This window comes from Trichocoleus desertorum ATA4-8-CV12, assembly GCA_019358975.1.
GTDB lineage: Bacteria > Cyanobacteriota > Cyanobacteriia > FACHB-46 > FACHB-46 > Trichocoleus > Trichocoleus desertorum_A.
This window is the reverse complement of record JAHHIL010000019.1, coordinates 26,846-51,916: the sequence shown is the minus strand read 5'-3', so window position 1 is coordinate 51,916 and position 25,071 is coordinate 26,846. Positions and strand designations below refer to the sequence as shown.

Below are 25,071 nucleotides of genomic sequence, written 5' to 3'. Positions count from 1 at the left end.
GACGTTGCTCCGGGTCACCCTAAGCTTATATACCTATCAATTACCAATTATGGTAGCTGATAATAGCAACGAACAGGTAATAACTCCTAACAGGGAAGCCCAGGTATTTATAGCCCTGATAGACCTGAGTTTCCCTGCGATCCCAAAGACTGGGTTAAATTTTACAAGCTCAGCCAACGTACTTTCTAAATGCTACCGTAACGTTGTGACCACCAAACCCAAAGGAGTTGGATAAAGCTACATCAACTTTATGGGATCGGCTGTGATTTGGCACATAGTCTAGGTCACAAGCGGGATCGGGATTTTCTAAGTTAATGGTTGCCGGCAGTTGGTCGTGAGCTACAGCCAGAGCGGTAGCCACGCCTTCAATACCACCCGAACCACCCAGTAAGTGTCCCGTCATCGACTTGGTAGAGCTAACTGCCACTTTGTAAGCATGTTCACCCAAAGCCGTCTTAATTGCTGCTGTCTCATTAGGGTCGTTCATTGGGGTGCTAGTGCCATGAGCATTGATGTAACTCACCTGCTCTGGCGTAATCCCAGCATCTTTCATGGCTAGTTGAATCGCTCGTGCCGCACCTTCGCCACCGGGAACAGGGGAAGTCATGTGGTAGGCATCACAGGTCATGCCATAGCCAATCATCTCGGCGTAGATGCGTGCTCCCCGACTGAGGGCATGCTCTAATTCCTCTAGCAACAGAATGCCTGCCCCTTCACCCATGACAAAACCGTTGCGATCGCGATCAAAAGGACGGCTGGCATGAGCGGGGTCATCATTCCGAGTGGATAGCGTCCGAGCGGAGGCGAAACCTGCTACCGAGAGGGGAGTAATTGCAGCCTCTGCCCCACCGCAGATCATGGCTTGGGCATAGCCGCCTTGAATCAAACGGAAAGCATCCCCGATCCCATTGGAACCAGAGGCACAGGCAGTCACCGGGCAAGAGTTCGGACCTTTTGCGCCAATATGAATTGCGGTCAGACCCGCTGCCATATTGGCAATCATCATTGGCACCATGAAGGGGCTACAGCGATCTGGGCCTTTGGTCAGATAAACTTCCTGCTGGTCTTCCAGAACCTTAATGCCACCGACCCCGGAACCGATGATCACACCCACCTGTTCTGCGTTCAGGTCGTTGATGACAAATTGAGCATCAGCGATCGCTTGTTTACTCGCTGCCACAGCAAACTGAGCAAACCGATCCATCCGCTTCGCATCCTTACGGTCTAGGTACTGGAAGGGATCAAATGCTTTAACTTCTCCAGCAATTCGGCAGTCGTGCCGAGATGCATCAAACAGAGTGATTGGGCCAATTCCATTGCGTCCACTCACCAACCCTTCCCAATACTCTGACAAGGTGTTGCCAATGGGTGTAACCGCGCCGAGACCCGTTACAACAACGCGCTTACGGTCAGAATTTGTCATGATGTAAAATTCAAGGGCTTTCTAGCCCAGAACGCAGAATACAGGTTTTGAGTTGACATCTTCCCACCCCCAGACTCGGTACGGTGTCCAGTTGCCAATCGTTTAGATAGAGTCTAAGCTGCTGCTTTGTTGCTGATGTAATCAACGGCATTTTGCACAGTGGCAATTTCTTCTGCCGCTTCATCAGGAATTTCGATGTCGAATTCTTCTTCTAAAGCCATTACGAGTTCTACAGTGTCGAGAGAGTCAGCACCGAGATCGTTAGCAAAGCTAGCTGCTGGCTTAACTTCACTCGCTTCAACCCCTAATTGCTCGGAAACAATTTTTTGAACTTTAGCAAAAATTTCTTCCTGATTCATGACAACCCCTAGCTTCTTATTTTAGGACTTACTCAGTGTTTTGAGCCTTTGTCGGTGCGCTCTAGAAAAACTTACTCTAGAAGGGCTGCCAAATTACAGATGAATTCGCTGAGATTTGATCCCAGACAGACATCAGCTCTAAGCATTTCTTATCTTATCTGAAAGCGTGACGGCGATCGCGTTGGATAGGCGCTTTCCCTAACTGACACATTGCGAGCTAAAACTCAACGAAAAGTTAACTGCGATCGCCACAGTCCTGAGTTGAAAAAGCGATGATAGAGGGGTCAGTCACGAGTTAGCTCCTCAACTAGGTAGGCTCGAAAGACAGTGAATTTATCCACTTTGCGGCCCTCACCCCCGACCCCTCTCCCAAAGTTGGGAGAGGGGAGTAAGAGTCCGGTTCCCCTTCTCTCAGAATTGGGAGAAGGGGTTAGGGGATGAGGGCGTACAGTGCGGTTCACGTTCTTTAGCAAGTTGAACCTAGATCAAATTTTGCTGGAGCTGAACGTTTATTCAGTCATGCTTAGCTATGCCATCTCCGTCTTTGAAGTACGCTTATTTCCCTGGCTGTGTGGCTCAAGGAGCCTGCCGGGAACTTTATCTCTCAACCGCAGCCCTAACTACAGCCTTAGGCATTGAGCTAGTCGAACTAAAAAAAGCTTCCTGTTGCGGCTCCGGTACGTTTAAGGAAGAGTCCGCTCTCTTAGAAGACAGCGTCAATGCTCGTAATATTGCCCTAGCAGAAGAATTAAATTTACCCCTACTTACTCATTGCAGCACTTGCCAAGGAGTAATCGGTCATGTGGATGAACGGTTAAAAAAATCTCAACAGACCAATCCTGACTATATTGATCAAATCAATGGCTTATTGAAGCAAGAAGGCTGCTCACCCTACAAGGGCAGTACTGAGGTGAAGCATTTGCTGTGGGCGTTGGTGGGCGACTACGGCTTAGAGGCGCTGCAAGCCAAAGTAACCCGTAAGCTGGCTGGGCTGAATTGCGCTGCATTTTATGGCTGCTACCTACTCCGCGCCCAAACCTCCATTCCGTTTGATGACCCCTTCCAACCAGAATCGATGGAGAACGTGTTTCGGGCGATTGGGGCTACACCGATTTACTATCGGGGACGCACTCAATGCTGTGGCTGGCCGCTCTCTAGTTACGCTACCAATCAGGCGTTTCAAATGGCAGGCAATCATATTCAGGAGGCGATCGCGGCTGGGGCCGATTGTTTGGTCACCCCTTGCCCCCTGTGCCACCTCAATCTGGATTCTCGCCAACCCGAAGTAGAGCAAGTCATCGGTCAAAAACTGGGCTTGCCAGTTTTACACCTACCTCAACTCGTGGCTCTAGCTTTAGGAATTACCCCAGAAAAGTTGGGATTAAGCCATCACATCGTTTCTACTCGCTCAGTTTTGGAAAAGCTCGGTGTATAGGTCAAAAATCTCCAGCTTGTTTCCTACGTTTTGTAACGATCAGTTTACAAAAACTGGCATTACTAAGCCAAAAATAGCTGGCTAGACAATGACAAGGGCAAGTTTCGCTAGGCTTTATCAAAAAAGCTAGCCACTATTGCGGTCTGTATTAAATTCTTTAAATTTTTGCCACCTTTCTCAGAAGCGATCTCTGGCACTGCGGTAAACTTGGCGTTGATTCTAGAGTCTTAGTTCTAAGACTTGCTAGTCTGCTTTGCTGCAGATGTTGCAAGGCATTGAACACCTAGTTTGGAGTCTTTATTCAATGTCTCATTCTGTCAAAATTTATGACACCTGCATTGGGTGTACTCAATGCGTCCGGGCTTGCCCTACAGACGTTCTAGAGATGGTTCCCTGGGACGGTTGCAAGGCAGGTCAAATTGCCTCGTCTCCTCGTACCGAGGACTGTGTCGGTTGCAAGCGGTGCGAAACTGCTTGTCCGACTGACTTCCTCAGCATTCGGGTTTACCTATCCAATGCTGAAACAACCCGGAGTATGGGTTTGGCTTACTAGAAACTGACATTAAACGCATCATTTTTTTATCCTGCGTTTATCGATATACTTGGGTTCAAAAAATCGGGGAGGCTAAACACCTCCCTATTTTTTTGGTAATTTCACGTGCCTAGGGCAGCTATCTATCCCGTTTGCCACGCAACTAAGGCGTAGATCACTTTCTGGTTTCCGTACTTGATGAATCACTGTTGATCGTTAAAGACTGTTATATTCGCGTTTTATCTGCTTCAAAAGGCGATCGCGCGATCGCACTACAGCCAAGACGCTGAAAGGCAGATGGCACCTAAACCGTAATCGCTTGGCAGGAGTTGTGGGTTAAATGTGCGGAATTGTTGGCTATATCGGTACCCAAGCAGCAAGTGACATTTTGTTGGCAGGGTTACAGAAACTGGAGTATCGCGGCTACGATTCTGCGGGGATCGCAACCGTTTTGGAAGGCGAGATCCACTGCGTCCGCGCCAAGGGCAAGCTGCACAATCTCCAAGAAAAACTAGAAGGCATTGAGAACCCAGCTCAGCTTGGCATCGGTCACACTCGTTGGGCGACTCACGGCAAACCAGAAGAATATAATGCCCACCCCCACATGGACACAGCCCGCCGTTTGGCTGTGGTACAGAACGGCATTATCGAGAATTATCGAGAATTGCGAGAAGGATTAATTGCTAGAGGCCACACCTTCCGCTCTGACACTGATACGGAAGTAATCCCGCATCTGATTGCTGAACTGCTAGAAAAATTAAAGGCTGATCTTAGTTCGATGCCGACCTTGGCCCAACACTCACCTTTACTAGAAGCGGTGCGCCAAGCGGTCAACCAATTACAAGGAGCCTTTGCGATCGCGGTAATTAGCGCTGACTTCCCGGACGAACTGATTGTGGCGCGACAGCAAGCGCCGTTATCGATCGGTTTCGGTCAAGGGGAATTCTTCTGCGCTTCCGATACCCCCGCTTTAGTGCCCCATACCCGCGCCGTCTTAACCTTGGAAAATGGCGAACTGGCTCGTCTAACTCCCTTGGGTGTGGAAGTCTATAGCTTTGCGGGCGATCGCTTGCGAAAAACTCCCCGTACCCTCAACTGGAACCCAGTCATGGTGGAGAAGCAAGGTTTCAAACACTTCATGCTCAAGGAAATCTACGAGCAGCCTGGGGTAGTGCGGGCTTGCCTAGAAGCTTATTTAGACAGCAGTTGGGGGACTGAATCTTCTACCTCACCGATCAAACTCAACTTGTCACCTGAGTTGTACAGCGATTTGAAACAGGTGCAAATTGTCGCTTGTGGCACCAGTTGGCACGCCAGTTTAGTAGGCAAGTACCTCATTGAGCAGTTGGCTGGCATCCCAACGATGGTGCAGTATGCCTCCGAGTTTCGCTATGCTCCTTCGCCTCTGACCCCCAACACGCTCACCATTGGCGTAACTCAGTCCGGTGAAACCGCAGATACACTAGCCGCACTGGAGATGGAAAAGCAGCGTCGTACTGGGCAATCCCCCCGGTTTGAGGCACGCTTGCTAGGGATCACCAACCGTCCCGAAAGCTCCTTAGGTCATATGGTGCCTCAAGTGATTGATACCCACGCAGGGATCGAGATTGGAGTGGCTGCGACTAAAACTTTTGTGGCGCAGTTGATGGCGTTCTATGCCCTAGCTTTAGATTTGGCTTACCACCAACAAACGCTATCAGCCGCTCGTTTAGAAAAAATCTTGCTAGGGCTACGGCAGCTTCCAGCACAAATCGAGCTAATTCTGGAAAGCCAAGAGCGCTATATCGAAGAACTCGCTCACGACTTCGCAGAAACTCAGGACTTTATTTTCTTAGGGCGAGGGATCAACTTCCCGATCGCCCTAGAGGGAGCCTTGAAACTCAAAGAAATCAGCTACATCCATGCCGAAGGTTATCCTGCGGGGGAAATGAAGCACGGGCCGATCGCGCTACTAGATGCTAAGGTGCCTGTCGTTGCGATCGCCACACCCGGTTTGGTTTACGAAAAAGTGCTCTCCAACGCTCAAGAAGCCAAAGCCAGAGATGCCCGTCTGATTGGGGTAACTCCTTTAGAGGCCAGCGAATCTGCCGAGATCTTCGATGACTTATTGCCTGTGCCAGTTGTGGAAGAGTTACTCTCGCCCATTTTGGCCGTGATTCCGCTACAGTTGCTGGCCTATCACATCGCGGCCCGTCGTGGCTTAGACGTAGACCAGCCGAGAAACCTCGCCAAATCTGTGACGGTCGAGTAAGTGGTTTGTTTGGCAGAAGTTTGCCTTGCCATCTCTTAGGCTGATAATAAGGCACTCAATTGTTACTCCCCTTCATGGCTTCCATCGCCCGCAAAAATTTGTTTGAGGATATTCCTCGATTCCTGGTCGCGCAAGCTGGCATCATGTTTGCGGTCAGCCTAGTCACCATTCAAACTGGGATTCTCAGAGGGTTTACTCGTTCTACCACCCTCTTAATTGACCAGTCCCAGGCTGATCTTTGGGTTGCTTCCAAAGATATGGTGCAGGTTGAGCTAACGTTGCCTCTTGCCGTCGATCAGCTGAGGGTCGCGCAGCAAGTAACCGGGGTAGGGCGAGCGGAAGCCTTGATCTTTAGACCAGCTCTTTGGCGCAACTCTCAAGACGAGATTGCTCCAGTGCGAGTCGTCGGATTTGATCCCCAGGGACAGTTGTTTGCGCCGCAAAACATCACCCAAGGCAACCTCAGCGCCCTCAAACAGCCTTTTTCGGTCATGGTGGATGAAACCAATGCAGACTCTCTGAATCTGAAAGCCCCGAATGCTCAAGGCGCGATCGGATCACTTCCGGCTCGACTCATTGGCCTCACTCGTGGCACCCAGTCAATGGTGTCTAGTAGCTTCCTATTTACCTCCCTAGAAAATGCCAATGCCTATGTGAATGCTCCCGTTAGTTCTAACTTGCAATGCCGATCGCAGACTGGCTCTGATGAAGTGCAATGCACCAACACCTATGAAACCGCCCCTGCTGGCTCTGGCCCGCTCAATGCTTCTCCTACGACACCCCGACGCCTAAACCTCGGCGACCCCATCACCTATATCTTGATTCGCGCTCAACCCAACCAGGATCTAGCAGTTCTTAAAAAACGGCTGGAAACTACACTGCCAAATACCCATGCCTATACCCGAGCCGAAATGGCTGCAAAAACCCGTAACTATTGGCAAAAACGCACTGGCATTGGCTTTGTTCTTGGTCTAGGAGCCGCCGTTGGCATCATTGTTGGGGTCGTGATTGTGGGCCAAATTCTCTACTCCTCTGTCTCAGATCACTTACGAGAGTTCGGAACTCTCAAAGCGATGGGAGCGTCAGATTGGGTAATATACAGCGTGATTGTTGAACAAGCCTTATGGATGGCCGTTTTAGGCTACCTTCCTAGCTTAGTCCTGTGCTTTGGAGTGAGTACGTGGACATCGGCAACCCAAGGAATCCTGATTTTAATTACACCCGCGACAGCCTTTGGAGTTTTTGGCATCACAATTGTGATGTGCGTTAGCTCCGCACTGTTTGCCATTCAGAAAGTGACACGAGTTGACCCTGCCATCGTGTTCAAGGCATAACCTTAAACTTCACGATAGGAATACGGAGAACTTAAAGAACCTGGATACACTAGATAGTATGACTTTACAGCGATGAAATCTCGATTCGGCATCTAAGCATCTGAATCTACCGATGCATCGCTGCCAAAAGTTCGCACTCCTTTTCATTTAACCAATGTTGATTAAAAACCTAAGCGGATGACTGCTTCTCAAATTCGTATCCCTGAATATGCCCAGGTTCAGAGTCAGGTTGCTTCTACCGCACTAGGCTCTACCCATGTTAAAACGAATGCCATCACTGCCCGTGGGGTGGAAATGGTCTTCCAGTCTGGTGCTGAACGCTTTTACGCCCTCAAAGATATTGATCTGGATATTCAGAGAGGGGATATCTACCTGTTGATGGGTCCTTCCGGCTCTGGAAAAACCACACTGCTCTCTATCCTAGCGGGGATTTTAACACCTAGCCGTGGCAGTGTTCACCTGTTGGGACAAGAAATCACGAAAATGTCTCGTACCCAACTGGCCCAGTTCCGCTTGGAGAATATTGGTTTTATTTTTCAAGGATTTAATCTGTTTCCTGCCCTGACTGCTCTTGAGAATGTGGAATTGGCACTCAAGGTCAAAGGTCTCCGGGGACGCAATAACCGCCGCCATCAGGCTCAAAACTTACTAGAACAGGTGGGTCTGCAAGACAAGGTGAGGCTACTACCTCGTGAGCTATCGGGTGGGCAGCAACAACGAGTGGCGATCGCGCGGGCTTTGGCAGGCGATCCACCTCTGATTATGGCAGATGAACCCACTGCGGCTCTAGACTCTCGTAGCGGCCATGCGGTGATTGAGTTGCTGCGAAATCTTGCCAAAGAGGGCGGTCGTACAGTGCTGATGGTGACTCATGACCCGCGCATCATGGATGTAGCAGATCAAGTGGTGAACCTGGAAGACGGCATGCTTAATCAGCAATACGCCGCTTAGTCCCTCATTTCAGCTGATGCAACTTTACATACGGCTTAAAACTAGATAGGGGCACAGAATGCTGCGCCCCTACCCGTGATTTATTCCATACAGTTTGTCGAGAACCTGTTGCTTGTTGTCACTCCGGTTGACGGAGGAGCAAATCGGCCTCGTTATAACTCCTGTCAGCCTCTATATTAGGCGAGGCTTGGTGTGTTAAATGCCAATTGGCTGCTTTGTTATATCTGTATTCTCACTGGTAAGATAGGCGATCGCATAGCGGCAATCTACCCACTCCCCATAGGGATCATCCCCAATAGTCGGCATTTCATAGAAATTTCACAGAAACCAGTGGTGGTTCCAAAACGAAAGCATTACTAGAAGCTAAAGCGTCTTCTGCACTGCTTGAGCGATTTCAGTCAAGGTGTCTGCGACTGAGCGGGGTTGCCAGTTTAACTCGCGTCGGGCTTTAGCAGCATCAACTCGTACACAGCGATCGTAGACGTAATGCACCCGTTCTCGACTGAGGGGGGGTTGCCAGGAGAACAGTCGTCCGATGGGGTCCAAAATATTTCCTACCAGTCTTACGAGGGCTTTGGGAGCCTCTGCTGGAGCAGGAACGCCAGCCTGTTGGCCGACAATTTGGAACATTTCCCGCGTGGTTAGATCTCCTGCCGAGATAATGTAGTGCTCCCCAGTTGGAGCTTTTTCTGCTGCCAAGATCATGGCCATCGCCAAATCATCAACATGGACAACTCCGGTGACGCGATCGCCCCCTGCCCAGAGTTTCAGTCCACCTTTGAGAAACTGCCGCAATACCGGAATAAAGTGCGGATCATCCGCGCCAAAAATTCCAGAGGGCATGACACTCACGACTGGTAATCCTTGCTGCGCCATCTGATCCACAAATACTTGCGCGTCATACTTGGTGCGATCGTAGGCGGAAGAAAAGTCTTTTTGGGTGCGCTGAAAGGTTTCATCCACCACTTGCCCTTGGGTGTCGCCAAATACGCCGATCGTGCTGCAATAAACGATTTTGGCCACGCTCATTTCTTTAGCAACTTCCATGACAGCGCGAGTTCCTGCCACGTTTACTCGCTCCATTTCAGCCGCATTCACTAAACCTAACTCTACATAGGCAGCCGTATGGAATACCCTGTCTACCCCTTGCATGGCGGTGCGTAAGGCTGCGCGATCGCTGAGGTCGCCGTAAACCAGTTGCACTTGAGCGTCAGCCAACCGCGATAGATTGCTCGATTTGCGAACCAGCCCAACTACCGTATCGCCTCGCTGTTCTAGCAAGCGAACCAGGTGAGATCCGGTAAAGCCGTTTGCTCCGGTGACTAGCGCCTTCATATTGCTTTTTCGTAGATGCGGTACGTTTTATAAATCTTGCCACCGGATGCTTCAATCAGCTTGCGCGATGGGAAGTTATCTTCGTAAACCCAGGACAGTTCAGCTCGCTGATAGGGTTTACCTTTTTGGATACCACCGCTCATACCCAGGTAAATCAAAGCTAAAGGTACCATTTTGCGACGATATTCTGGCAAGGAGCAGATAGCAATGACTCGGCCTTGGTTGATTTGCCGCCGATACCAAAGAAACTTGAGAATGCCCAGCCAATTGAGCTTGCCGCCCACCTGCTTAAGGGGAATGTTGTAGTCGGGCAAGCCCATGAAGAAACCAATCATTTCGCCGTTATATTCCGCGATCGGAAAAACATCTGGATCAACTAAGCTTTGCAGGTCTTTGGCTTCTTCTAGGAATTCTTCCTGGGTGCGGGGCGTAGAACTCCAGTTACCTGCAAAGGCGGTGCTGAACAAGCGGTAGAGACTAAGGCAGTCTTGCTCAAAACCCTCACCTTTCGTTCGTAGCGGTCGGAATGTTACGCCTGACTTACAGGCAATGCGATAGGCTTTCTCAAATTCAGTCGGTAAAGGCTCGTCTAGAGGGAAGTCGTAAGCGTAGGCATCTTTAGCCTTCTGCCATCCCAATCGCTCGATAAATTCTGGATAGTAAGCAGGGTTGTAGGGCATCATCACCATTGGCGGTGAGTCAAAGCCATCGACTAACCACAGGCAACTGTTGTGGGTCGAGAGATCAATCGGTCCCCGCACTGCTGTCATGCCTTGTTGACGCAACCAGTCAGAGGCAGCATCGAGCAATGCTTGAGCGATCGCAAAATCAGCAATGCACTCAAAAAAGCCGAACAGGCCAATCTGCTGCCCTTCCCGCTCAATCAGGCGCTGATTCACTGCTGCTACCACACGCCCTACCGCCTCTGGTCCTTTGGCTCCCTCAGTCACCACCACAAACTGCTGAAACTTGCCGTACTGCAAGAACGGGTTACTAGATGCGAATTGCTTGGCAACACTGCTACGTAAAGATGGCACCCAGTTCGGATCATTGGCATAAACTCGCGCTGGCACATCCAGAAACAGGTCTTGATCTGCTGGTGTCGTAACCGCTCGAACTTGATACGCCGAAGCCTGAGTAGCCACCATTTTTTTAACTTTTGAAACTAAAGATTTTATGGCAAGAGTAGAGTGTTTTTTCTACCCTTGCAGTATTTTATCGAACTAAGCACTGATTGTTGGTTTATACAACACATTTCGAGTTGCTACTAACCCTGCCACCAATCGATCCATTTCCTCTTTGGTATGGAGGGCGTTGACAGTTACCCGGAGACGAGGCTTAGCAATGAACCAAATGGGAGACACCCAAATGCCGTAGTTTTCTAGCAACAACCGACCAAATAGCTTCGGGTTGATTTCGGACGGCAAAATGACGGGAACGACGTTGGTTTCGCCAATCGCCAGAAAGTCTTGCTCAGCCAAGCGCGATCGCAAGTAAGCTGTATTTTCCTGCAACTGGCGCACCCGTTCTGGCTCCCGTCGCACTATTTTGATGCTCTCTAAAGCCGCAGCGGTGAGCGGTGGGGGAAGAGAAATGGTGCCAATTGAGGTGGGTGACACATTTAACAATGGCTTTAGTTCAGCAACGTGACTACTAATCGCTGCTCCAGCCGACGCCGCAAACTTAGAGAAAGTCGTCATGATCAGCGGCACCACGCCCCGCTCGATCGCTTGCTGAGGGGTGAGATTGAAGTGCTCATAGATACCTCTCCCAGTGGCACCGATCGCACCGCTGGCATGAGCTTCATCCATCATTAAGACGCTGCCTTCGTAATTCTGCATCACATTGAGAATGTCGGGCAGAGGAGCAATATCGCCATCCATCGAGAACACTGCATCCGAAACCACCATGATGCGGTCTTCGGGTCTAGCATAACGGCGCAGTTTGGTGGCCAAATCGTTGACATCGCAGTGGCGGTAGGCACGCACTCGCACACGCGGGCTATGACCAAACAGCTTACCAGAGCGAGTCCCTGCATTCGAGATCGCGGACACAATGCAACCGTGGTTCAGTACGTCAGTGAGAATTAATGTTTCTCGTGTATGCTGAAAACCGGGCACAGGAATGGCTAGATGACAGAAAGCGTCCATGAGAGCTTGCATTGCCATCCAAGCATTTAGAAATAGTTGGGTGTGGGGCAAATGCTTGAAGGCCGAAATTTCATCTTCGAGCTGCCGATGCAAATCAATGCGACCACTCAAGACGGAGCAAGAACTGTTGGAAGTGCCGTATTGCAGAATGCTATCGATCGCCGCCTGTTTAACGGACTCTGCTTGAACCAGTCCCAGGACATCATTGGTGCAGAAGGTTAAAGCTGTGCGGCGATCGCCTGTTTTGACATCCTCAAGCTCAACTAAATTTCCTTGCTTGGCGTGGCAGATGTATTCATCCGGTTCAAGTTCGCTCTCATACCAGCGCTGAACATATTCTTTAATAACTTGCACAGTAAACTCCCCTCACCTTATTCCCAGATAGTTTATCGTCTCTGGCATAACAGTGTATTTTCCTAGCAAAGTACCCATCATCCAGGTCTAATACAACACCAAATGCAAGCAATCCAGAGCGTCTGGACTACTTCATGCAACCAACTTGTTTGTGACCCAAAGTACTGGGTAGAGGCTAGAGTACGGTTCCGGACTACATCTGTTTGAGAAACGGCTGGTATAGTTGCCTTCATCCGACTGGGCTTTCTGTAGTTAGTTCGGCTGGGCTAGAAGCCATAGCCTTAGAGAAAGAAACAAAGTTGTCTGGGTTCCCACTTTCGGGATCTTCTGATTGACTAGATTTTTGCACAAATTGCTCATACTGCCGGACAATTAATCGCTGCACTGCAATGATCGCTGGATTTACTTCCACATAGCGGCGCTGCGGGTTGTCTAGGTAACGGCGCTGCTCACTTTCCATCATCTCAATATCTTGATTGAGAAATTTCATGAACACGTGCTGCTCTAGCAACGGTTGTAGCACAGGCTCCAGCGATCGCAAAAACCACTTGGGCAACTTCACCCGCAAAAAGAACATGGCAAAAGAAGCGCTTTGGGTGGGGCCAATCGGCAATCGCATTAAGTAGAGACTAGAAACGCCCTCCAAGGAACTTTGATAGTGCGGATAACGATATTCTACAGAAACAGTCTTGGTCGTCACTTGCTCAGCTTCCTCAGCCAAACCCAGAAATTTCGCCAGCTTTCCTTTATAAGACACCTGATAATCGGCACAGACGCTGTTTTCAGTTTCTCGCAAGCTGGTCAGAATGGGATCGAACCAACCCTGCAAATTTTCGTGCAAAAACCCATGAAATACATCCATTGAGTTTTCGTTGCAGATAGAGAAATGAGATTTAAAGTGTCCTGTCACGGGCACCATGAAAAAGTCAGGATGGTCAAACTCTGGAATCTCTGGGGGAGAAAAAGTTTCAGCCAGCGCTGGATCGCCCGGAAAAATCCAAATAATATTGTACTTCTCTTGGATGGGGTAGCTCCGTGCTTGGGCACAGGGCAATTTTTGCTCAGGCGGGAAATAAGGAATTTTGACGCAGTCGCCTTGGCCATCAAACTCCCAGCCGTGATAGCGACAAGCCAAGTTGGTGCCATGCACTTTGCCTTTGTGTAGCGCCACACCTTTATGAGGGCAGGCATCTTCGAGGGCATGGAGCTGGCCTGTCGCATCTCGGTAAACCGCGATCGCCTGCTGCCAAATTTGGACGGGCATTACTTCGTTCGACTTCAGCTTGTTAGCCCAACCCACGGCATACCAGTAGTCTGGGTTAATCCCTACTTCTCGCACTGCATTCCGAACCGTTTGCCCTTTTAAGGTTGTCGTCAATTCCATTCACTGTGCCCTCTGCCTCTACTGCCTACCCTTGGAACTTGTTTAGGTTCTAGCTTCTCAGTTCGTCAATCTTGCATCCATCTCCGAGGAGTGACTAAATCTGAGGTAGCTTTGCTAATGTTCCACGCCGATCGCGCCTATTTCTATTTATTAGAGTTATAGCCGCAAAAGATTGAATTATTTTCATCTTAGATTCTGCGGCTCAATAGTGCGATCCCAAGCGATTGGGGCTTGTGTAGTCGTAGGCTTACTGGCACCCGTTCTAGGACAAATTTTGCTCTCGTCGGCGCAACTTGCGGAGAAATTCAGTTGCTACCAAAGACCATCGTAGTGCTCCGCCTATACCGCGTTAGCGGTTAGGGGGTGGTGAGGCGATGCACGACCGCAGGGAGCCATTTAGTAAACCTACAAAGTAAAACTGTGTTTTGTAGGGCATAATGAAGTCATGCTAATCATGACGTGGGAATTTAAGCTAGAGCCAACTGCGGAGCAGGTTTTAGAGATTGAGCACATCTTAGATGTGTGCCGCAATGTCTGGAATTTTGCCCTGCGGGAACGCAAAGACTGGCTGGATTCTCGGAAGTCTTCGGTGAATGCCTGCTCCATTCGGCAGGAGTTCATCTTGCCAGCCGATGCACCATTTCCTGCCTATGCTCGCCAGTGCAAAGCACTAACGGCTGCTAAGGCCGATTTCCCCAGGCTGAAAACCATCAATGCCCAAGTCCTTCAGCAGGTTCTCAGAAAACTGGAAACCGCTTGGGAGTCATGGCGGTTAAAGCGGTCTGGATTGCCACGCTTCAAAAAGCCGAATCGGATGAAGAGTTTTGTCTTCCCGCAGATGCTGAAACACTGCATCTCCAGCGAAGGTATCAAGCTCCCTCAGTTAGGACTGGTCAAAGTGCGGTGGTCACGGGAAATTCCGTCGTTGTTCCAGGTGAAGCAGGCGCGAATCGTTCGCAAAGCATCGGGCTATTTCGCCATGTTGAGCTTAGAGGCGGAGGTTGAGATTCCGGCGACGATGGCTCACGGCCTTGCCGTTGGGATTGATGTGGGCCTTGAATATTTCCTCTCCACTTCCGACGGCGAACAAGTCAAGCGTCCCCGCTTTTTTAATGAGCTGCACCGCAAGCTGAAATTGCTGCAACGCAGACTTGAAACCAAGCGCAAGGGGAGCGCTAACTGGCACAAGCTGCACCGGAAGATCGCGAGAGTGCATCAGCGCATTGCCGACACTCGCAAGGACTGGCATTTCAAATTAGCCCATCATCTTTGTGACCACGCTGGGATGGTGTTTGTGGAAGATTTGGACTTCCGCATGATGGCGAAAGGGATGCTAGGTAAGCACACGTTGGATGCTGGCTTCGGTCAGTTCACCAATCAAATCCTTCCTTGGGTGTGCTGGAAGCGAGATGTTTACTACGCCAAGGTGGATGCTCGTGGCACGTCTCAGGAGTGTCCTGACTGTGGTGCCGAAGTCCGCAAGGATCTGAGTGTGAGGCTGCATCAATGTCCTGAATGTCGCTCAGTGAAGCCAAGGGATATTGCCGCAGCTCAAGTCATCTCTGCCCGTGGGCAACGGGTGGTTGAAAATGCCTGTGGAGTCGATGCAGCGGGGGCTGAGGTCACTCAGTCTAGCTGGCTGGCTATGAAGCAGGAAATCTTTGGGGCAACCCAAGGAATCTCCTTGCATACCCGTTAGGGTTGCTGGGAGAGGATGTCAATCTCTCTAACCAACGTTGAGCGATCGGTTCGATGAATTTGTCTAAAGGATTGAGGTCAACTACATATGGGCCAACTTGCACCCCTACTGGCTCCAAATGCTTACCAGGTAATTCTTGGCATAGTAGCGGCGCTTGGCGATTCTGGAGCTGCCGAAAGAACCACAGGACATCACTATTTTTCTGGATTTCTTCGCTTCTGTCTTTATCTCCTAAATTTCCTGCGACCGTATCTTTTTCAAAAGAAATTAGAGCCATCAAGTTAAACAGGCTGCTGGACGCAACATAGCATTGAGTTTGTTCGCGAGTAGGCAGTACCCCTAACTTGAGCTTATCCAACCAACGAGCCACAGCCCGAATCGGAATGGCGCTTTCGGTGTTGCTGATGTCGGGGGCTAACAACAAGAAGCAAGCAACGACAGATTATGACGACAGGCCTAAAGGGTAAGCAGCTTTTCAGCTAATAATGAGAAGAATTTAATTCTCAACGCAGATAGGAGCGCAGGGCAGTGAGATTGGTAATTCTAGGTGGGCCAGGAGCAGGGAAAGGTACTCAGGCTCAGCACCTATGCCGCCATTTTGAGATTCCCTTAATTTCTACGGGGGAGATATTACGGCAAGCGATCGCAGCTCAAACTCCTTTAGGTCAACAAGTCCAGTCTTTTGTCGAAAAAGGCGAACTGGTTCCCGACGAAACCATGATCCAACTAATACGGCAGCGCCTCTTGCAGGCGGACACCCAGCAAGGATGGTTACTAGAAGGACATCCACGCACTGCTTTCCAAGCCGAGGAAGTAGATTTTCTCTTAGGAGATCTAAATCAGAATCTGAACTGGGCGATTTGGCTAGACGCTCCAGATGATGTATTGATGAGCCGCTCAATCGCTCGACAACGCGGCGACGATACGCCAGAGGTGATTCAGCACCGGATCGAGTCGTTTCGAGACTACACCATGCCAATGCTGGACTATTACGAACACCGCGATCGCCTGCTGAAAATTAACAGCAACCAACCCATCGAACAAGTGCATCAGGAAATTTTGCAGCACCTACAATGATCGGCAGGATACTCCAAATCATCCATTGCAGTATCCTAACTGAGGCATTTGAGGCAAAGGCGTGAATTCAGAAGCACTTCTCACAAAAATGGCTTTCCAACGAACTGATGGTCGCCAAAGCGATCAACTGCGGCCCATCAGCTTTGAGCGTCACTTTACACGGTTTGCCGCTGGCTCCGTACTGACCCGTTGCGGTGATACCCAAGTCCTTTGTACTGTCACCATTCAACCCAAAGTACCTAGATTTTTGGAAGGCAAAGGCCAAGGTTGGCTGACCGCAGAATACCGCATGCTCCCCGGTGCCACTCCGCAACGCCATGAACGAGAATTTCTTAAGCTGTCTGGGCGCACCCAAGAAATCCAGCGCTTAATTGGACGGAGCTTACGGGCTGCTCTCGATATGGAAGCTTTAGGCGAACGCACAATCACGATCGATGCTGACGTGCTGCAAGCCGATGCTGGTACCCGCACCACTGCCATCACCGGAGGCTTTGTCGCCCTCCAAGACGCGATCGCCCAATTGATCCAAAAAGGAGACCTAGAGCGATCGCCCATCCGCCACCAAATCGCCGCAGTCTCAGTCGGCTGGCTAGAAGACCAACCCATCCTCGACCTTAACTATGTCGAAGACGTAGCCGCCAAAGTAGACCTCAACGTCGTCCTCAACGACCAACTCGGCGTGATCGAAGTCCAGGGCACTGCCGAAGAAGGAGCCTTTAGCCGCACCCACCTGAATCAGATGATGGACCTAGCAGAAAAAGGCATTAAGGAACTATTTGAAGCCCAGCGGAAAGCATTGGCAGAAGGGTGAGGAGTGAGGGGAGAGGAGTGAGGGGTGAATAAGGATGAAGGATGAGGGGTGAGGGGTGAGGGGTGAATAAGGATGAAGGATGAGGGGTGAGGGGTGAAAGTAAGGAGCCAGAAGTCAGCAGCCAGAAGTCAGCAGCCAATAGCTAACCCCGTCCAAGACCCGAAACACTCACACTCAACTTCGTTTGGAGGGAGTCTGAGGGACGCAACCGTCCTTCAGCGGGGGTTTGGGGGCGAGTGCCCCCAAGGCTCGGATTTCACAATGCCAAACTCAGAAACCCGTACGACTAATCGTTTTAAGCCAAATCACAAACAGTTAAAAATCATTGCAGTTCCCCCACCAATTAAGCCACACAAATAGCCCCTCCATCTCAAGGCAGATAAGGGTTTCCAGCGATCGCCCACTCTCCCCAACCCCAATGTGCACACACTCACGTTCCGTCCATCTTTGAGACAATCAAAAGCGACTCACACTAACAACCCATCACACCCAACGATTGCGATCGCTGAGCCGTTACTTCCTTAGTGCCAGAAGGTGTAAAAACTTTTTGCCAAAGGTTTTGACTTCTGCAAATTCCCTCAGCGGAGTGGTCGGTAACAACCGAGATTAAGGGAGAGCACCGAATATGAAATTGGCTTACTGGATGTACGCAGGCCCCGCCCACATTGGCACTCTCCGTATTGCCAGTTCTTTCAAAAATGTGCATGGCATCATGCATGCTCCCCTAGGAGACGACTACTTTAACGTCATGCGATCGATGCTAGAGCGAGAGCGAGACTTTACCCCAGTCACCGCCAGCATCGTAGACCGCAACGTCTTGGCGCGAGGCTCTCAAGAAAAAGTGGTGGACAACATCACCCGCAAAGACGCCGAAGAGCATCCTGACCTGATTGTGCTGACCCCAACCTGCACCTCCAGCATTCTGCAAGAAGATCTGCAAAACTTCGTTGATCGCGCCCAAGAAGCTTCAGTAGCGGATGTTCTGCTAGCGGACGTGAATCATTATCGCTTCAACGAAATGCAGGCTGCCGATCGCACCCTAGAGCAAATCGTGCAGTACTACATCGCGAAGGCCCGCAAACAAGGCGACCTCCCGGAAGGCAAAACTGCCAAGCCCTCGGTTAACATCATTGGCATCTCCACCCTGGCGTTTCATAGCCACCACGACTGTACCGAGCTGAAGCGGTTAATGGCTGACTTGGGCATTGAGATCAACGAAATCATCCCAGAAGGCGCATCCGTTCTCAACCTCAAGAACCTGCCCAAAGCTTGGTTTAACTTGGTGCCCTATCGTGAACTCGGTTTGATGACAGCCCGCTATCTAGAGCAAGAGTTTGGCACGCCTTATGTCGATATTACGCCGATGGGTGTGGTAGAAACAGCCCGTTGCATCCGCAAGATCCAACAAGTGATCAACGCGCAAGGAGCCAACGTTGACTACGAAAACTTTATCAACGAGCAAACCCTGCACGTCTCACAAGCTGCCTGGTTCTCTCGCTCCATCGACTGCCAAAACCTCACTGGCAAAAAAGCCGTAGTCTTTGGCGACAATACCCACGCCGCCGCCATGACCAAGATTCTGGCTCGCGAAATGGGCATTCACGTAGTCCTAGCGGGCACCTATTGCAAGTACGATGCCGATTGGTTCCGGGAGCAAGTCAGCGAGTACTGCGACGAAATCTTGATCAGCGATGATAATGGCGCAATTGGAGATGCGATCGCCCGATTAGAACCTTCTGCCATCTTCGGCACCCAAATGGAACGCCACGTCGGCAAACGCCTTGACATTCCCTGTGGTGTGATTGCCGCCCCGATCCACATCCAAAACTTCCCCATCGGCTACAAGCCCTTCCTAGGTTACGAAGGCACTAACCAAGTCGTCGATTTGGTCTACAACTCCTTCACCCTCGGCATGGAAGACCACTTGCTAGAAATCTTCGGCGGTCACGACACCAAGGAAGTAATCACCAAGGGTATCTCGGCTGACTCTGACCTGGGTTGGAGCCGTGATGGTCTAGCCGAACTCAACAAAATCCCCGGTTTCGTCCGTGGCAAGGTGAAACGCAACACCGAAAAATTCGCCCGCGATCGCGGCATTGGCGAAATTACCGCTGAAGTACTTTACGCAGCCAAAGAAGCAGTAGGTGCGTAATTAAGGATAGGCTGTTAACAACTAGCCTTTAGTAGAAGTAGGGTGAGCATTACCACCCTACTTTTTAGGTTTCACTTCGTGCCATTTAAAGAGATTAGAAAAAATAGCTTGAAAGAACCTACTTATGCATGAAGCGAAATACAGCGAAGGGAAGCTCTATATAGGATTTGTCGCAACATTAAAAACAGTTCAATTTCTAGGCTATCTCGCTGTACTCTCCGCAGGTATTATTGTTGGCTCTCAGTCAGACAAGCCTGTGTATGGAGTTGTTTTTTCTATTGTTTTGTCTATAGTTATTTGTTTCTTTATTTATATTTCTACTCAAGGATTTATAGCAATAATAGACTTGTTAAGTCATATAGAAATAAATTCAAGAAATATAGCTACTTCACAAGAAAGGATTATCGACGCTTTGGATTATATAGAAGAGAACACAGGAACTCTTTTTGATTCTAATAATGAATAAATATTCTTCTCCATGTAATTCCTAGGCTAGGCGGATAACCGTACTAATACCTTTAAATGCCACGAAAATTAGCGTTTTGGTTTAATACCCTATTTACCCAGTGTTAAGCTTGTATACATCGATCAACTCTTCAGTAATGAGCAACTTCCGCTATTGGGGAAGTGCCTGTTCGAGATACTCGTTGTATTGGGAGATGCGATCGCGATGCAACTAGAACACTATTTTGAATTTCTGCGTCCTGATGACATTCGCATTAAGGGAACAAGGGTGGGGATTGAAACAGTTTTGTATGACTTCATCCACTGTTGTCGTACCCCTGAAGAGATTGCTCAAGACTACCCTTCTGTGACTTTGGAGCAGGTTTACGCCACAATCCTTTACTACCTGTACAACAAAGAAGCTGTAAGCAAATATCTAGCAGATTGGCTGGAGTGGAGCCATCAGGTAAGAGAGGAACAACGCCACAATCCCTCGCCTGCTGTAGCTCGACTCATGCAGATAAAAGCTGAACGCCAAGTAATGAAAAAAGTTTGCAAGTAGAGCGATCGCCCCTCCTTAGATATTCGTACTAATCGTTTGTCGCAACGGCAAACTATCTTGTTTGAGTTGAGCTTTGAGGGTTTCTAGATAGTCGATCTGGGATTTGAAATCGGCGGCAGTTTTCTTCCATTGGACTTTGCGGTGGAGCGCAGCGCGGGCTAACTCCTCTCGGCCTTGCTTCAGAGCTGCCATAGCTACACGGTGCCAAGTATTCTCTTCCTTTTGCGCGTGTTGATACTGTGGTCGGAGCGTACTCTCTGCCGAGGCAATGTTGTCTAGCGCTTGGCGGTATAGCTCCATAGACTTAGCTGGAGAGGAATTGTCGATCGCTTCGTGGATCAACTGGTCAGTCCCAGGCAAGCTAATTTTGACAGCATCCAAGCCGAAGTTGCGGATTTGAGCGCTTTCATTCACTCCAGTTTTGCACCAAGTAGTAAAGTGCTCACAATTATTGGTAGTGAGATTGTAGGCTGATTCCCCAATGCGACTCTCGGCTCGTTGCACCACCACATCGGGAAGATAGGAAGTGGAATAGCGCTTCACATAAACAGGTTGCCCCATCGCAAACTCTGCCATCGAGGTACGCGAAATCCGGGCCACTTCAGTTTTGCGGTAGTGAATTACTGTGCCGTCGCCACAGTCGATGCCGTGATGCTCATAGACACCTGGCAACCCCATGAACTCACGCATCACGTAGATCTGATCTCCTCGTGCCATGCCAAATCCTGTCTAGAACTGTTGAGTTGTCACTTCGATCCTAGACTGCAATTTCTGCGATCGCCGTTGCCACCTCACGCGCAGTTGTGTAGCGCTCTTCTGGCTGAGGATTGGTAAGCGTGCGAATGATGGGAATTAAAGCAGGTGGTAAGTCAGGGACATACTCCGCGTAGAGCCTAGCACCCTGATCCCGATAGCCATAAAACAAGCTAGGGTGATCACCTGTGAGTAAATAAATCAAGAGCGGACCGAGAGCATATAAATCAGACGCGATCGAGGTTTCCCCCGATTCCTGTTCTGGAGCCATATACCCCGGTGTGCCAATGGGTTTGCCAGGTTCAGCTGCCCCAACTTTCACTGACCCAAACCCAATTAAAGCAAGTGCATGCCCATTCACCGGAACAGTCCGTCTAATCAAATTCTGGGGCTGTAAGTCTCGATGCAGAACTGGAGGCGTGAGGTTGTGGAGATAATCGAGCGCTTCACAAATTTCTGTCATCCAAGCGATCGCTTGAGCCAGAGGGACAGGGCCATTTACCGCTACATCCTGAGCTAAGCTCTGACCGTGGATCAGCTCCATTGCAAAATAGGGTTGCCCTGACAGCGCAAATGTATTAATCAACCGGGGGAAACTAGGGTGGTCAAATTGCTTGAGCAGATTTACTTCTTGCGCCAATAAATCTTTGGCTTGGGGATGATCCGACCATTCGGAATTTAAGGTTTTGAGAACGACACTCTGCCCATCCCGCCAAGCCCAGTAAGTAATGCCCATTTCGCCGTGATTCAGCGTCTGCAATACTTGGTACTTGCCCAGGAGCTGCTGAATTTGCAGCGGTTCGCCACAGTCTAGGCAAAAACGTAGCTCCGGGCCAGCCCGCTGATGCTGACAACGCACCTCGGTCACTGGAATTGTCGAGACTTTAGTAGATTTAGGTTGCTGCTCCCTATAAAGAGTAAAAACCTTTCTCTCACGAGCAGTTTGGGTAGACTGACGTTCCTCAAGTGGAGCAGGTAGACGCAAATGCGGTGGCACAGGAATTGGACTCGCTTGAGCGCTAGTTTCCTCAAGAACATCGCTAGAGTCTTCGTCCAGTTTGGTGCGGGCTTGTTGAGCCAAGGTGCGCTCTCCAGACAGCGTTTTAGGCAGTTCTTTCATTGCCTCGGCCCCAATACGAATCTGAATATTCGGCCCAGAACGGGCAAGACGAATAATCACCCCATCAATGACAGGCGCTTGTGTAATGCGCTTGCCCTCTAAGTAGGTACCATTGGTTCCAATGCTAACGATTTCCCAACTAGAGCCATTACGCCGCACTTCAACATGGTGGCGAGAAACCACCGCACTGTAGAGCACAACATGATTGTCCGTTGACCGCCCGATTCGAATTACTGGCTCTTGATCGAAGACCCAGGTTTGAACCGGAATATGCTGGAGAGGATGGAGGAGAGTCAGAGTAATCACACTGGTGATGCTAGATCTGAAATAACAGAAGTATCGCAGCCGAAACAGCAATAACTTAAAAGCTTTTCTACAATCCTAATCCTATGGTGGCCTTAACTCGATTTTGTTCGACGATTTTCTCACCCATCGATGGTAATTCATGGTCGGTAAAATGAGAGATTAGTTATTTATTGTTTGCAAACCAAACTAAGGTGTTCTAGGTGTTGGTTAGCTAGCTCCCTAATAATTTGAATTCTACAAAAGTCTTAAGAAGACATTAAGAAATCTGAAACAAAAAGGTGACGCGATCGCCCTTACCCAATGAAATGCGATCGCCTGAGCGCAAACGATGGCGGTTGCCTAAGGGCAGCAGCAGGTTGTTAATGTAAGTGCCATTGGAGCTACCCACATCCTCAATGTAGAAAGCATCTCCCTCCAGCCGAATATCTGCGTGAATGCGAGAAACAATTTCCGAGTCAGGAAACCCAGATAAGTCAATGTCTGGAGGAATGCGATCGTTCCCCTTGCCGATGTGAATGAGAGACAAATGGGGTGGCAATTCCAGAGTGGTATCGGTGCGTAAATGCAGTAGCTTTGCGGTCTGCTGTTGCAGCCGAGTGCTAGGGTTGCTAGAGGCAACCGGAGGGGGCACCGGAAAGTCACTCGCAACGGGTGGCGGTAGCAGTTCCTTACCTAGCGATGCAGGAAGAGGGGCAGCAGCAAAACTGTTGCCTAATTCATTGCCTCCTAGTTCCTGAGAGTTAGTTGTAAATAGATCTGGCTCCAGATCTGGCTGAACGGATGAGCTACTACCCGGCATGGCCGCTCCCGCAAAGGAGGGCATAGAGGTTTCATCAACACTAGGGAGCGGGGTATTAGTGCGTAGGTTAAAGCCGCACTGACCGCAGAAGTTAGCGTCTGTCTGTACGGTTGCACCACAGTTAGCGCAGTTGGTAGTGGCAGGTAACGGGGTATAGCAAGCCTCGCACTGCACTGCGCCTTCAGGATTTTGATGGTTGCAATTGGGACAGACAATCATGAAAGTTTCTCTTCTGCCGGAATCATGCCAGGGGATAGCCAGACAGCTAGTACTCAATCTTAACTATTTATGGCCTGTCCAGCGGCAGCATCAAATAACCACCAAAGTTCTCCTTGGGGTTGAACTAAGCGAGCTGGATAGGTCATGGCATCGGCTGTGGGAGCAAAAATTTCCTCCAGAGCAGCTTGCTTGTTGGCACCCGCGACTACAAACACAACGTATCTAGCAGCGTTAATTAAGGGAGCCGTGAAGGTGAGACGCGGTTGGCCATCTTTATTCCCGACTGTAATCAGTCGATCTTGCACCTGCAAAGCGTCTGTATGCGGAAACAAAGATGCTGTATGGCCATCATCCCCTAGTCCTAGAAGAATCACATCCAGGGCTGGAATCTGGTCGCTTGCCTGCAACACCTCCCTTAAATGAGATTCATAAGCTTGAGCGGCGATCGCAGGATCAGCAGCCTCGGTTGGCATCGGGTGAATATTCTCAGCAGGAATCTGGATGCGATCGAGCCAAGCTTTACGAGCCATTCCCTGATTACTGTCTGGGTGGTCGGCAGGAACGTAGCGCTCATCGCCCCAAAACACATGGATTTTGTCCCAAGGTAAATCTTGAGTGGCTAGGGCTTCGTAGAGAGGCTTAGGCGTACTCCCACCGGACAGGGCAATGGTGCATTGGTCCCGCTCTGCGATCGCCGCTTGAATTTTTTCTGCAACCAATTCCAGCGATCGCTGAATTAGAGCTGTGGTATCTGGCAGAACTTCTACAATTTTGTTCATCAGTTTTTGATTAGGTAGGTCTAGGACAGGGTAAAAAATCAAGTCGTAGTTACATCTAACTACCAAATCTCACGGTGCCCTGTGCTTCTCAGCGGGTCATGCAGTTTTATTATGCTGACATCAGGGATTTCTCAAATATTTCTTAGTACATAAATAATTAAGCATTAACCACAATCAACTCAGCCTGTGGGCTAGCAAAGTGGGGTTCGCGATCGCGAACAAGTTGCTTATCGAGTTGCTTATCGAGGGTGCCTCAGTTAAGTCTAAGTTGGGTCTAACTAACTGCTAACAAGCACGAAAAAACATCGCTGGGGAAACCTGGCAGGAACGACACAACTATGCTGGGATTTGCCAAGAACCGTAGACGATTGATCGCCCAATCTGTTACCGCTTTAGACAAGCATGCAGTCAACACTCTAATTCAATCTCGCTTGGTTGCCTTCTTTCAAACGAAAGATAGCCGAGAGTTATACCGTGCCACCCCACCCCTCATTGCCCAGCGACTGCAACTGTCTGAACGAGAAACATTGAATGAACGCCTAGATTACTTTGGTATCACAGTCAACACCGCAGCACGGGTGCAAGCAACCAGTAGCGGCCATAATATTGCAGTCACAAATGCTATTGCTGCCGATTTAGAGCCATCTTTTTTCATCCCTGACTGGACCTGGCAGAAGGAGAATTTAATGCTTAAAGGAATTGATAATCCTGTAGTGGTTCACTATCTTCAGCGGGCTGAAGGCAAAAAATGCTGATTCAAGTTGAACGGAACTAGTTTTGATAAAAATTTTATGAAAAATTGATGAGATCTTTAGAGTAAAAAAGTTAACAAGAAATTCAAA

At 49.6% G+C, this 25,071-nt stretch carries 22 protein-coding genes and 1 pseudogene; 12 read left to right on the top strand and 11 right to left on the bottom strand.

Annotation, left to right across the window (positions count from 1 at the left end):
• Positions 1-169: 169 nt before the first annotated feature.
• Positions 170-1,423 carry a beta-ketoacyl-ACP synthase II gene (gene fabF / locus KME12_15020; protein ID MBW4489098.1) on the bottom strand — a complete coding sequence of 418 codons (1,254 nt, stop codon included), beginning with the start codon at positions 1,421-1,423 and terminating at the stop codon, positions 170-172.
• 113 nt (positions 1,424-1,536) lie between these two features.
• Positions 1,537-1,782 (bottom strand): acyl carrier protein, encoded by a 246-nt coding sequence (gene acpP / locus KME12_15015; protein ID MBW4489097.1) that lies wholly within the window; start codon positions 1,780-1,782, stop codon positions 1,537-1,539.
• A gap of 529 nt (positions 1,783-2,311) precedes the next feature.
• Between acpP and KME12_15010 the strand changes: the two genes are divergently transcribed.
• From KME12_15010 to KME12_14990, 5 genes are all read left to right on the top strand, one after another.
• A complete protein-coding gene (locus KME12_15010) occupies positions 2,312-3,217 on the top strand; it encodes a CoB--CoM heterodisulfide reductase iron-sulfur subunit B family protein (protein MBW4489096.1) in 906 nt (301 codons plus the stop codon).
• 304 nt (positions 3,218-3,521) lie between these two features.
• Positions 3,522-3,770: a photosystem I iron-sulfur center protein PsaC gene (gene psaC, locus KME12_15005; protein ID MBW4489095.1), complete on the top strand. Its 249-nt coding sequence runs from the start codon at positions 3,522-3,524 to the stop codon at positions 3,768-3,770.
• Between the two features lie 319 nt (positions 3,771-4,089).
• Positions 4,090-6,000 (top strand): glutamine--fructose-6-phosphate transaminase (isomerizing), encoded by a 1,911-nt coding sequence (gene glmS / locus KME12_15000; protein ID MBW4489094.1) that lies wholly within the window; start codon positions 4,090-4,092, stop codon positions 5,998-6,000.
• Between the two features lie 74 nt (positions 6,001-6,074).
• Positions 6,075-7,334 (top strand): FtsX-like permease family protein, encoded by a 1,260-nt coding sequence (locus KME12_14995; protein MBW4489093.1) that lies wholly within the window; start codon positions 6,075-6,077, stop codon positions 7,332-7,334.
• Positions 7,335-7,511: 177 nt separating this feature from the next.
• A complete protein-coding gene (locus KME12_14990) occupies positions 7,512-8,285 on the top strand; it encodes an ABC transporter ATP-binding protein (GenBank protein ID MBW4489092.1) in 774 nt (257 codons plus the stop codon).
• Between the two features lie 363 nt (positions 8,286-8,648).
• Here KME12_14990 and KME12_14985 read toward each other — a convergent pair whose 3' ends face one another.
• The 4 genes from KME12_14985 to KME12_14970 all read right to left on the bottom strand — a co-directional run bounded on the left by KME12_14985 (position 8,649) and on the right by KME12_14970 (position 13,508).
• Entirely contained in the window at positions 8,649-9,620 is a 972-nt protein-coding gene (locus KME12_14985; GenBank protein MBW4489091.1) for an NAD-dependent epimerase/dehydratase family protein, read from the bottom strand.
• Positions 9,617-10,768 carry a hypothetical protein gene (locus KME12_14980; GenBank protein MBW4489090.1) on the bottom strand — a complete coding sequence of 384 codons (1,152 nt, stop codon included), beginning with the start codon at positions 10,766-10,768 and terminating at the stop codon, positions 9,617-9,619. The genes KME12_14985 and KME12_14980 overlap by 4 nt, the downstream gene beginning before the upstream one ends.
• A gap of 75 nt (positions 10,769-10,843) precedes the next feature.
• A complete protein-coding gene (locus KME12_14975; GenBank protein ID MBW4489089.1) occupies positions 10,844-12,124 on the bottom strand; it encodes an aminotransferase class I/II-fold pyridoxal phosphate-dependent enzyme in 1,281 nt (426 codons plus the stop codon).
• A 229-nt stretch (positions 12,125-12,353) separates the two neighbouring features.
• A complete protein-coding gene (locus KME12_14970) occupies positions 12,354-13,508 on the bottom strand; it encodes an aromatic ring-hydroxylating dioxygenase subunit alpha (GenBank protein ID MBW4489088.1) in 1,155 nt (384 codons plus the stop codon).
• 445 nt (positions 13,509-13,953) lie between these two features.
• Here KME12_14970 and KME12_14965 point away from each other — a divergent pair.
• A pseudogene (locus KME12_14965) lies at positions 13,954-15,081 on the top strand (transposase).
• A 70-nt stretch (positions 15,082-15,151) separates the two neighbouring features.
• Here the strand turns inward: KME12_14965 and KME12_14960 are convergent.
• A complete protein-coding gene (locus KME12_14960) occupies positions 15,152-15,631 on the bottom strand; it encodes a hypothetical protein (GenBank protein MBW4489087.1) in 480 nt (159 codons plus the stop codon).
• Positions 15,632-15,735: 104 nt separating this feature from the next.
• Between KME12_14960 and KME12_14955 the strand changes: the two genes are divergently transcribed.
• From KME12_14955 to KME12_14935, 5 genes are all read left to right on the top strand, one after another.
• On the top strand, positions 15,736-16,284 hold the full coding sequence (locus tag KME12_14955) for an adenylate kinase (protein ID MBW4489086.1): 549 nt from the start codon (positions 15,736-15,738) through the stop codon (positions 16,282-16,284).
• Positions 16,285-16,372: 88 nt separating this feature from the next.
• Positions 16,373-17,095, top strand: a complete 723-nt coding sequence (gene rph, locus KME12_14950; GenBank protein MBW4489085.1) for a ribonuclease PH — start codon at positions 16,373-16,375, stop codon at positions 17,093-17,095.
• Between the two features lie 625 nt (positions 17,096-17,720).
• Complete coding sequence (locus KME12_14945; protein ID MBW4489084.1) at positions 17,721-19,247, top strand: ferredoxin:protochlorophyllide reductase (ATP-dependent) subunit B; 1,527 nt, start codon at positions 17,721-17,723, stop codon at positions 19,245-19,247.
• A 124-nt stretch (positions 19,248-19,371) separates the two neighbouring features.
• Positions 19,372-19,713, top strand: a complete 342-nt coding sequence (locus tag KME12_14940; GenBank protein ID MBW4489083.1) for a hypothetical protein — start codon at positions 19,372-19,374, stop codon at positions 19,711-19,713.
• Positions 19,714-19,917: 204 nt separating this feature from the next.
• Entirely contained in the window at positions 19,918-20,253 is a 336-nt protein-coding gene (locus KME12_14935) for a DUF433 domain-containing protein (GenBank protein MBW4489082.1), read from the top strand.
• 15 nt (positions 20,254-20,268) lie between these two features.
• On the opposite strand, the gene KME12_14930 is transcribed toward KME12_14935, so the two are convergent.
• From KME12_14930 to pgl, 4 genes are all read right to left on the bottom strand, one after another.
• A complete protein-coding gene (locus tag KME12_14930) occupies positions 20,269-20,970 on the bottom strand; it encodes a lecithin retinol acyltransferase family protein (GenBank protein ID MBW4489081.1) in 702 nt (233 codons plus the stop codon).
• 40 nt (positions 20,971-21,010) lie between these two features.
• A complete protein-coding gene (locus tag KME12_14925) occupies positions 21,011-22,432 on the bottom strand; it encodes a protein kinase (protein MBW4489080.1) in 1,422 nt (473 codons plus the stop codon).
• 256 nt (positions 22,433-22,688) lie between these two features.
• A complete protein-coding gene (locus tag KME12_14920) occupies positions 22,689-23,450 on the bottom strand; it encodes an FHA domain-containing protein (GenBank protein MBW4489079.1) in 762 nt (253 codons plus the stop codon).
• Positions 23,451-23,509: 59 nt separating this feature from the next.
• Positions 23,510-24,229: a 6-phosphogluconolactonase gene (gene pgl, locus KME12_14915; protein ID MBW4489078.1), complete on the bottom strand. Its 720-nt coding sequence runs from the start codon at positions 24,227-24,229 to the stop codon at positions 23,510-23,512.
• A gap of 338 nt (positions 24,230-24,567) precedes the next feature.
• Here pgl and KME12_14910 point away from each other — a divergent pair, with 338 nt between their 5' ends.
• Positions 24,568-24,984, top strand: a complete 417-nt coding sequence (locus KME12_14910; GenBank protein ID MBW4489077.1) for a hypothetical protein — start codon at positions 24,568-24,570, stop codon at positions 24,982-24,984.
• The last annotated feature ends 87 nt before the right edge of the window (positions 24,985-25,071 follow it).

Excerpts from the sequence above, each read along its gene's own strand:
- fabF (MBW4489098.1), bottom strand. The coding sequence starts at position 1,423 with ATGACAAATTCTGACCGTAAGCGCGTTGTTGTAACGGGTCTCGGCGCG.
- acpP (MBW4489097.1), bottom strand. The coding sequence starts at position 1,782 with ATGAATCAGGAAGAAATTTTTGCTAAAGTTCAAAAAATTGTTTCCGAG.
- KME12_15010 (MBW4489096.1), top strand. The coding sequence starts at position 2,312 with ATGCCATCTCCGTCTTTGAAGTACGCTTATTTCCCTGGCTGTGTGGCT.
- psaC (MBW4489095.1), top strand. The coding sequence starts at position 3,522 with ATGTCTCATTCTGTCAAAATTTATGACACCTGCATTGGGTGTACTCAA.
- glmS (MBW4489094.1), top strand. The coding sequence starts at position 4,090 with ATGTGCGGAATTGTTGGCTATATCGGTACCCAAGCAGCAAGTGACATT.
- KME12_14995 (MBW4489093.1), top strand. The coding sequence starts at position 6,075 with ATGGCTTCCATCGCCCGCAAAAATTTGTTTGAGGATATTCCTCGATTC.
- KME12_14990 (MBW4489092.1), top strand. The coding sequence starts at position 7,512 with ATGACTGCTTCTCAAATTCGTATCCCTGAATATGCCCAGGTTCAGAGT.
- KME12_14985 (MBW4489091.1), bottom strand. The coding sequence starts at position 9,620 with ATGAAGGCGCTAGTCACCGGAGCAAACGGCTTTACCGGATCTCACCTG.
- KME12_14980 (MBW4489090.1), bottom strand. The coding sequence starts at position 10,768 with ATGGTGGCTACTCAGGCTTCGGCGTATCAAGTTCGAGCGGTTACGACA.
- KME12_14970 (MBW4489088.1), bottom strand. The coding sequence starts at position 13,508 with ATGGAATTGACGACAACCTTAAAAGGGCAAACGGTTCGGAATGCAGTG.
- rph (MBW4489085.1), top strand. The coding sequence starts at position 16,373 with ATGGCTTTCCAACGAACTGATGGTCGCCAAAGCGATCAACTGCGGCCC.
- KME12_14945 (MBW4489084.1), top strand. The coding sequence starts at position 17,721 with ATGAAATTGGCTTACTGGATGTACGCAGGCCCCGCCCACATTGGCACT.
- KME12_14940 (MBW4489083.1), top strand. The coding sequence starts at position 19,372 with ATGCATGAAGCGAAATACAGCGAAGGGAAGCTCTATATAGGATTTGTC.
- KME12_14935 (MBW4489082.1), top strand. The coding sequence starts at position 19,918 with ATGCAACTAGAACACTATTTTGAATTTCTGCGTCCTGATGACATTCGC.
- KME12_14930 (MBW4489081.1), bottom strand. The coding sequence starts at position 20,970 with ATGGCACGAGGAGATCAGATCTACGTGATGCGTGAGTTCATGGGGTTG.
- KME12_14920 (MBW4489079.1), bottom strand. The coding sequence starts at position 23,450 with ATGATTGTCTGTCCCAATTGCAACCATCAAAATCCTGAAGGCGCAGTG.
- pgl (MBW4489078.1), bottom strand. The coding sequence starts at position 24,229 with ATGAACAAAATTGTAGAAGTTCTGCCAGATACCACAGCTCTAATTCAG.
- KME12_14910 (MBW4489077.1), top strand. The coding sequence starts at position 24,568 with ATGCTGGGATTTGCCAAGAACCGTAGACGATTGATCGCCCAATCTGTT.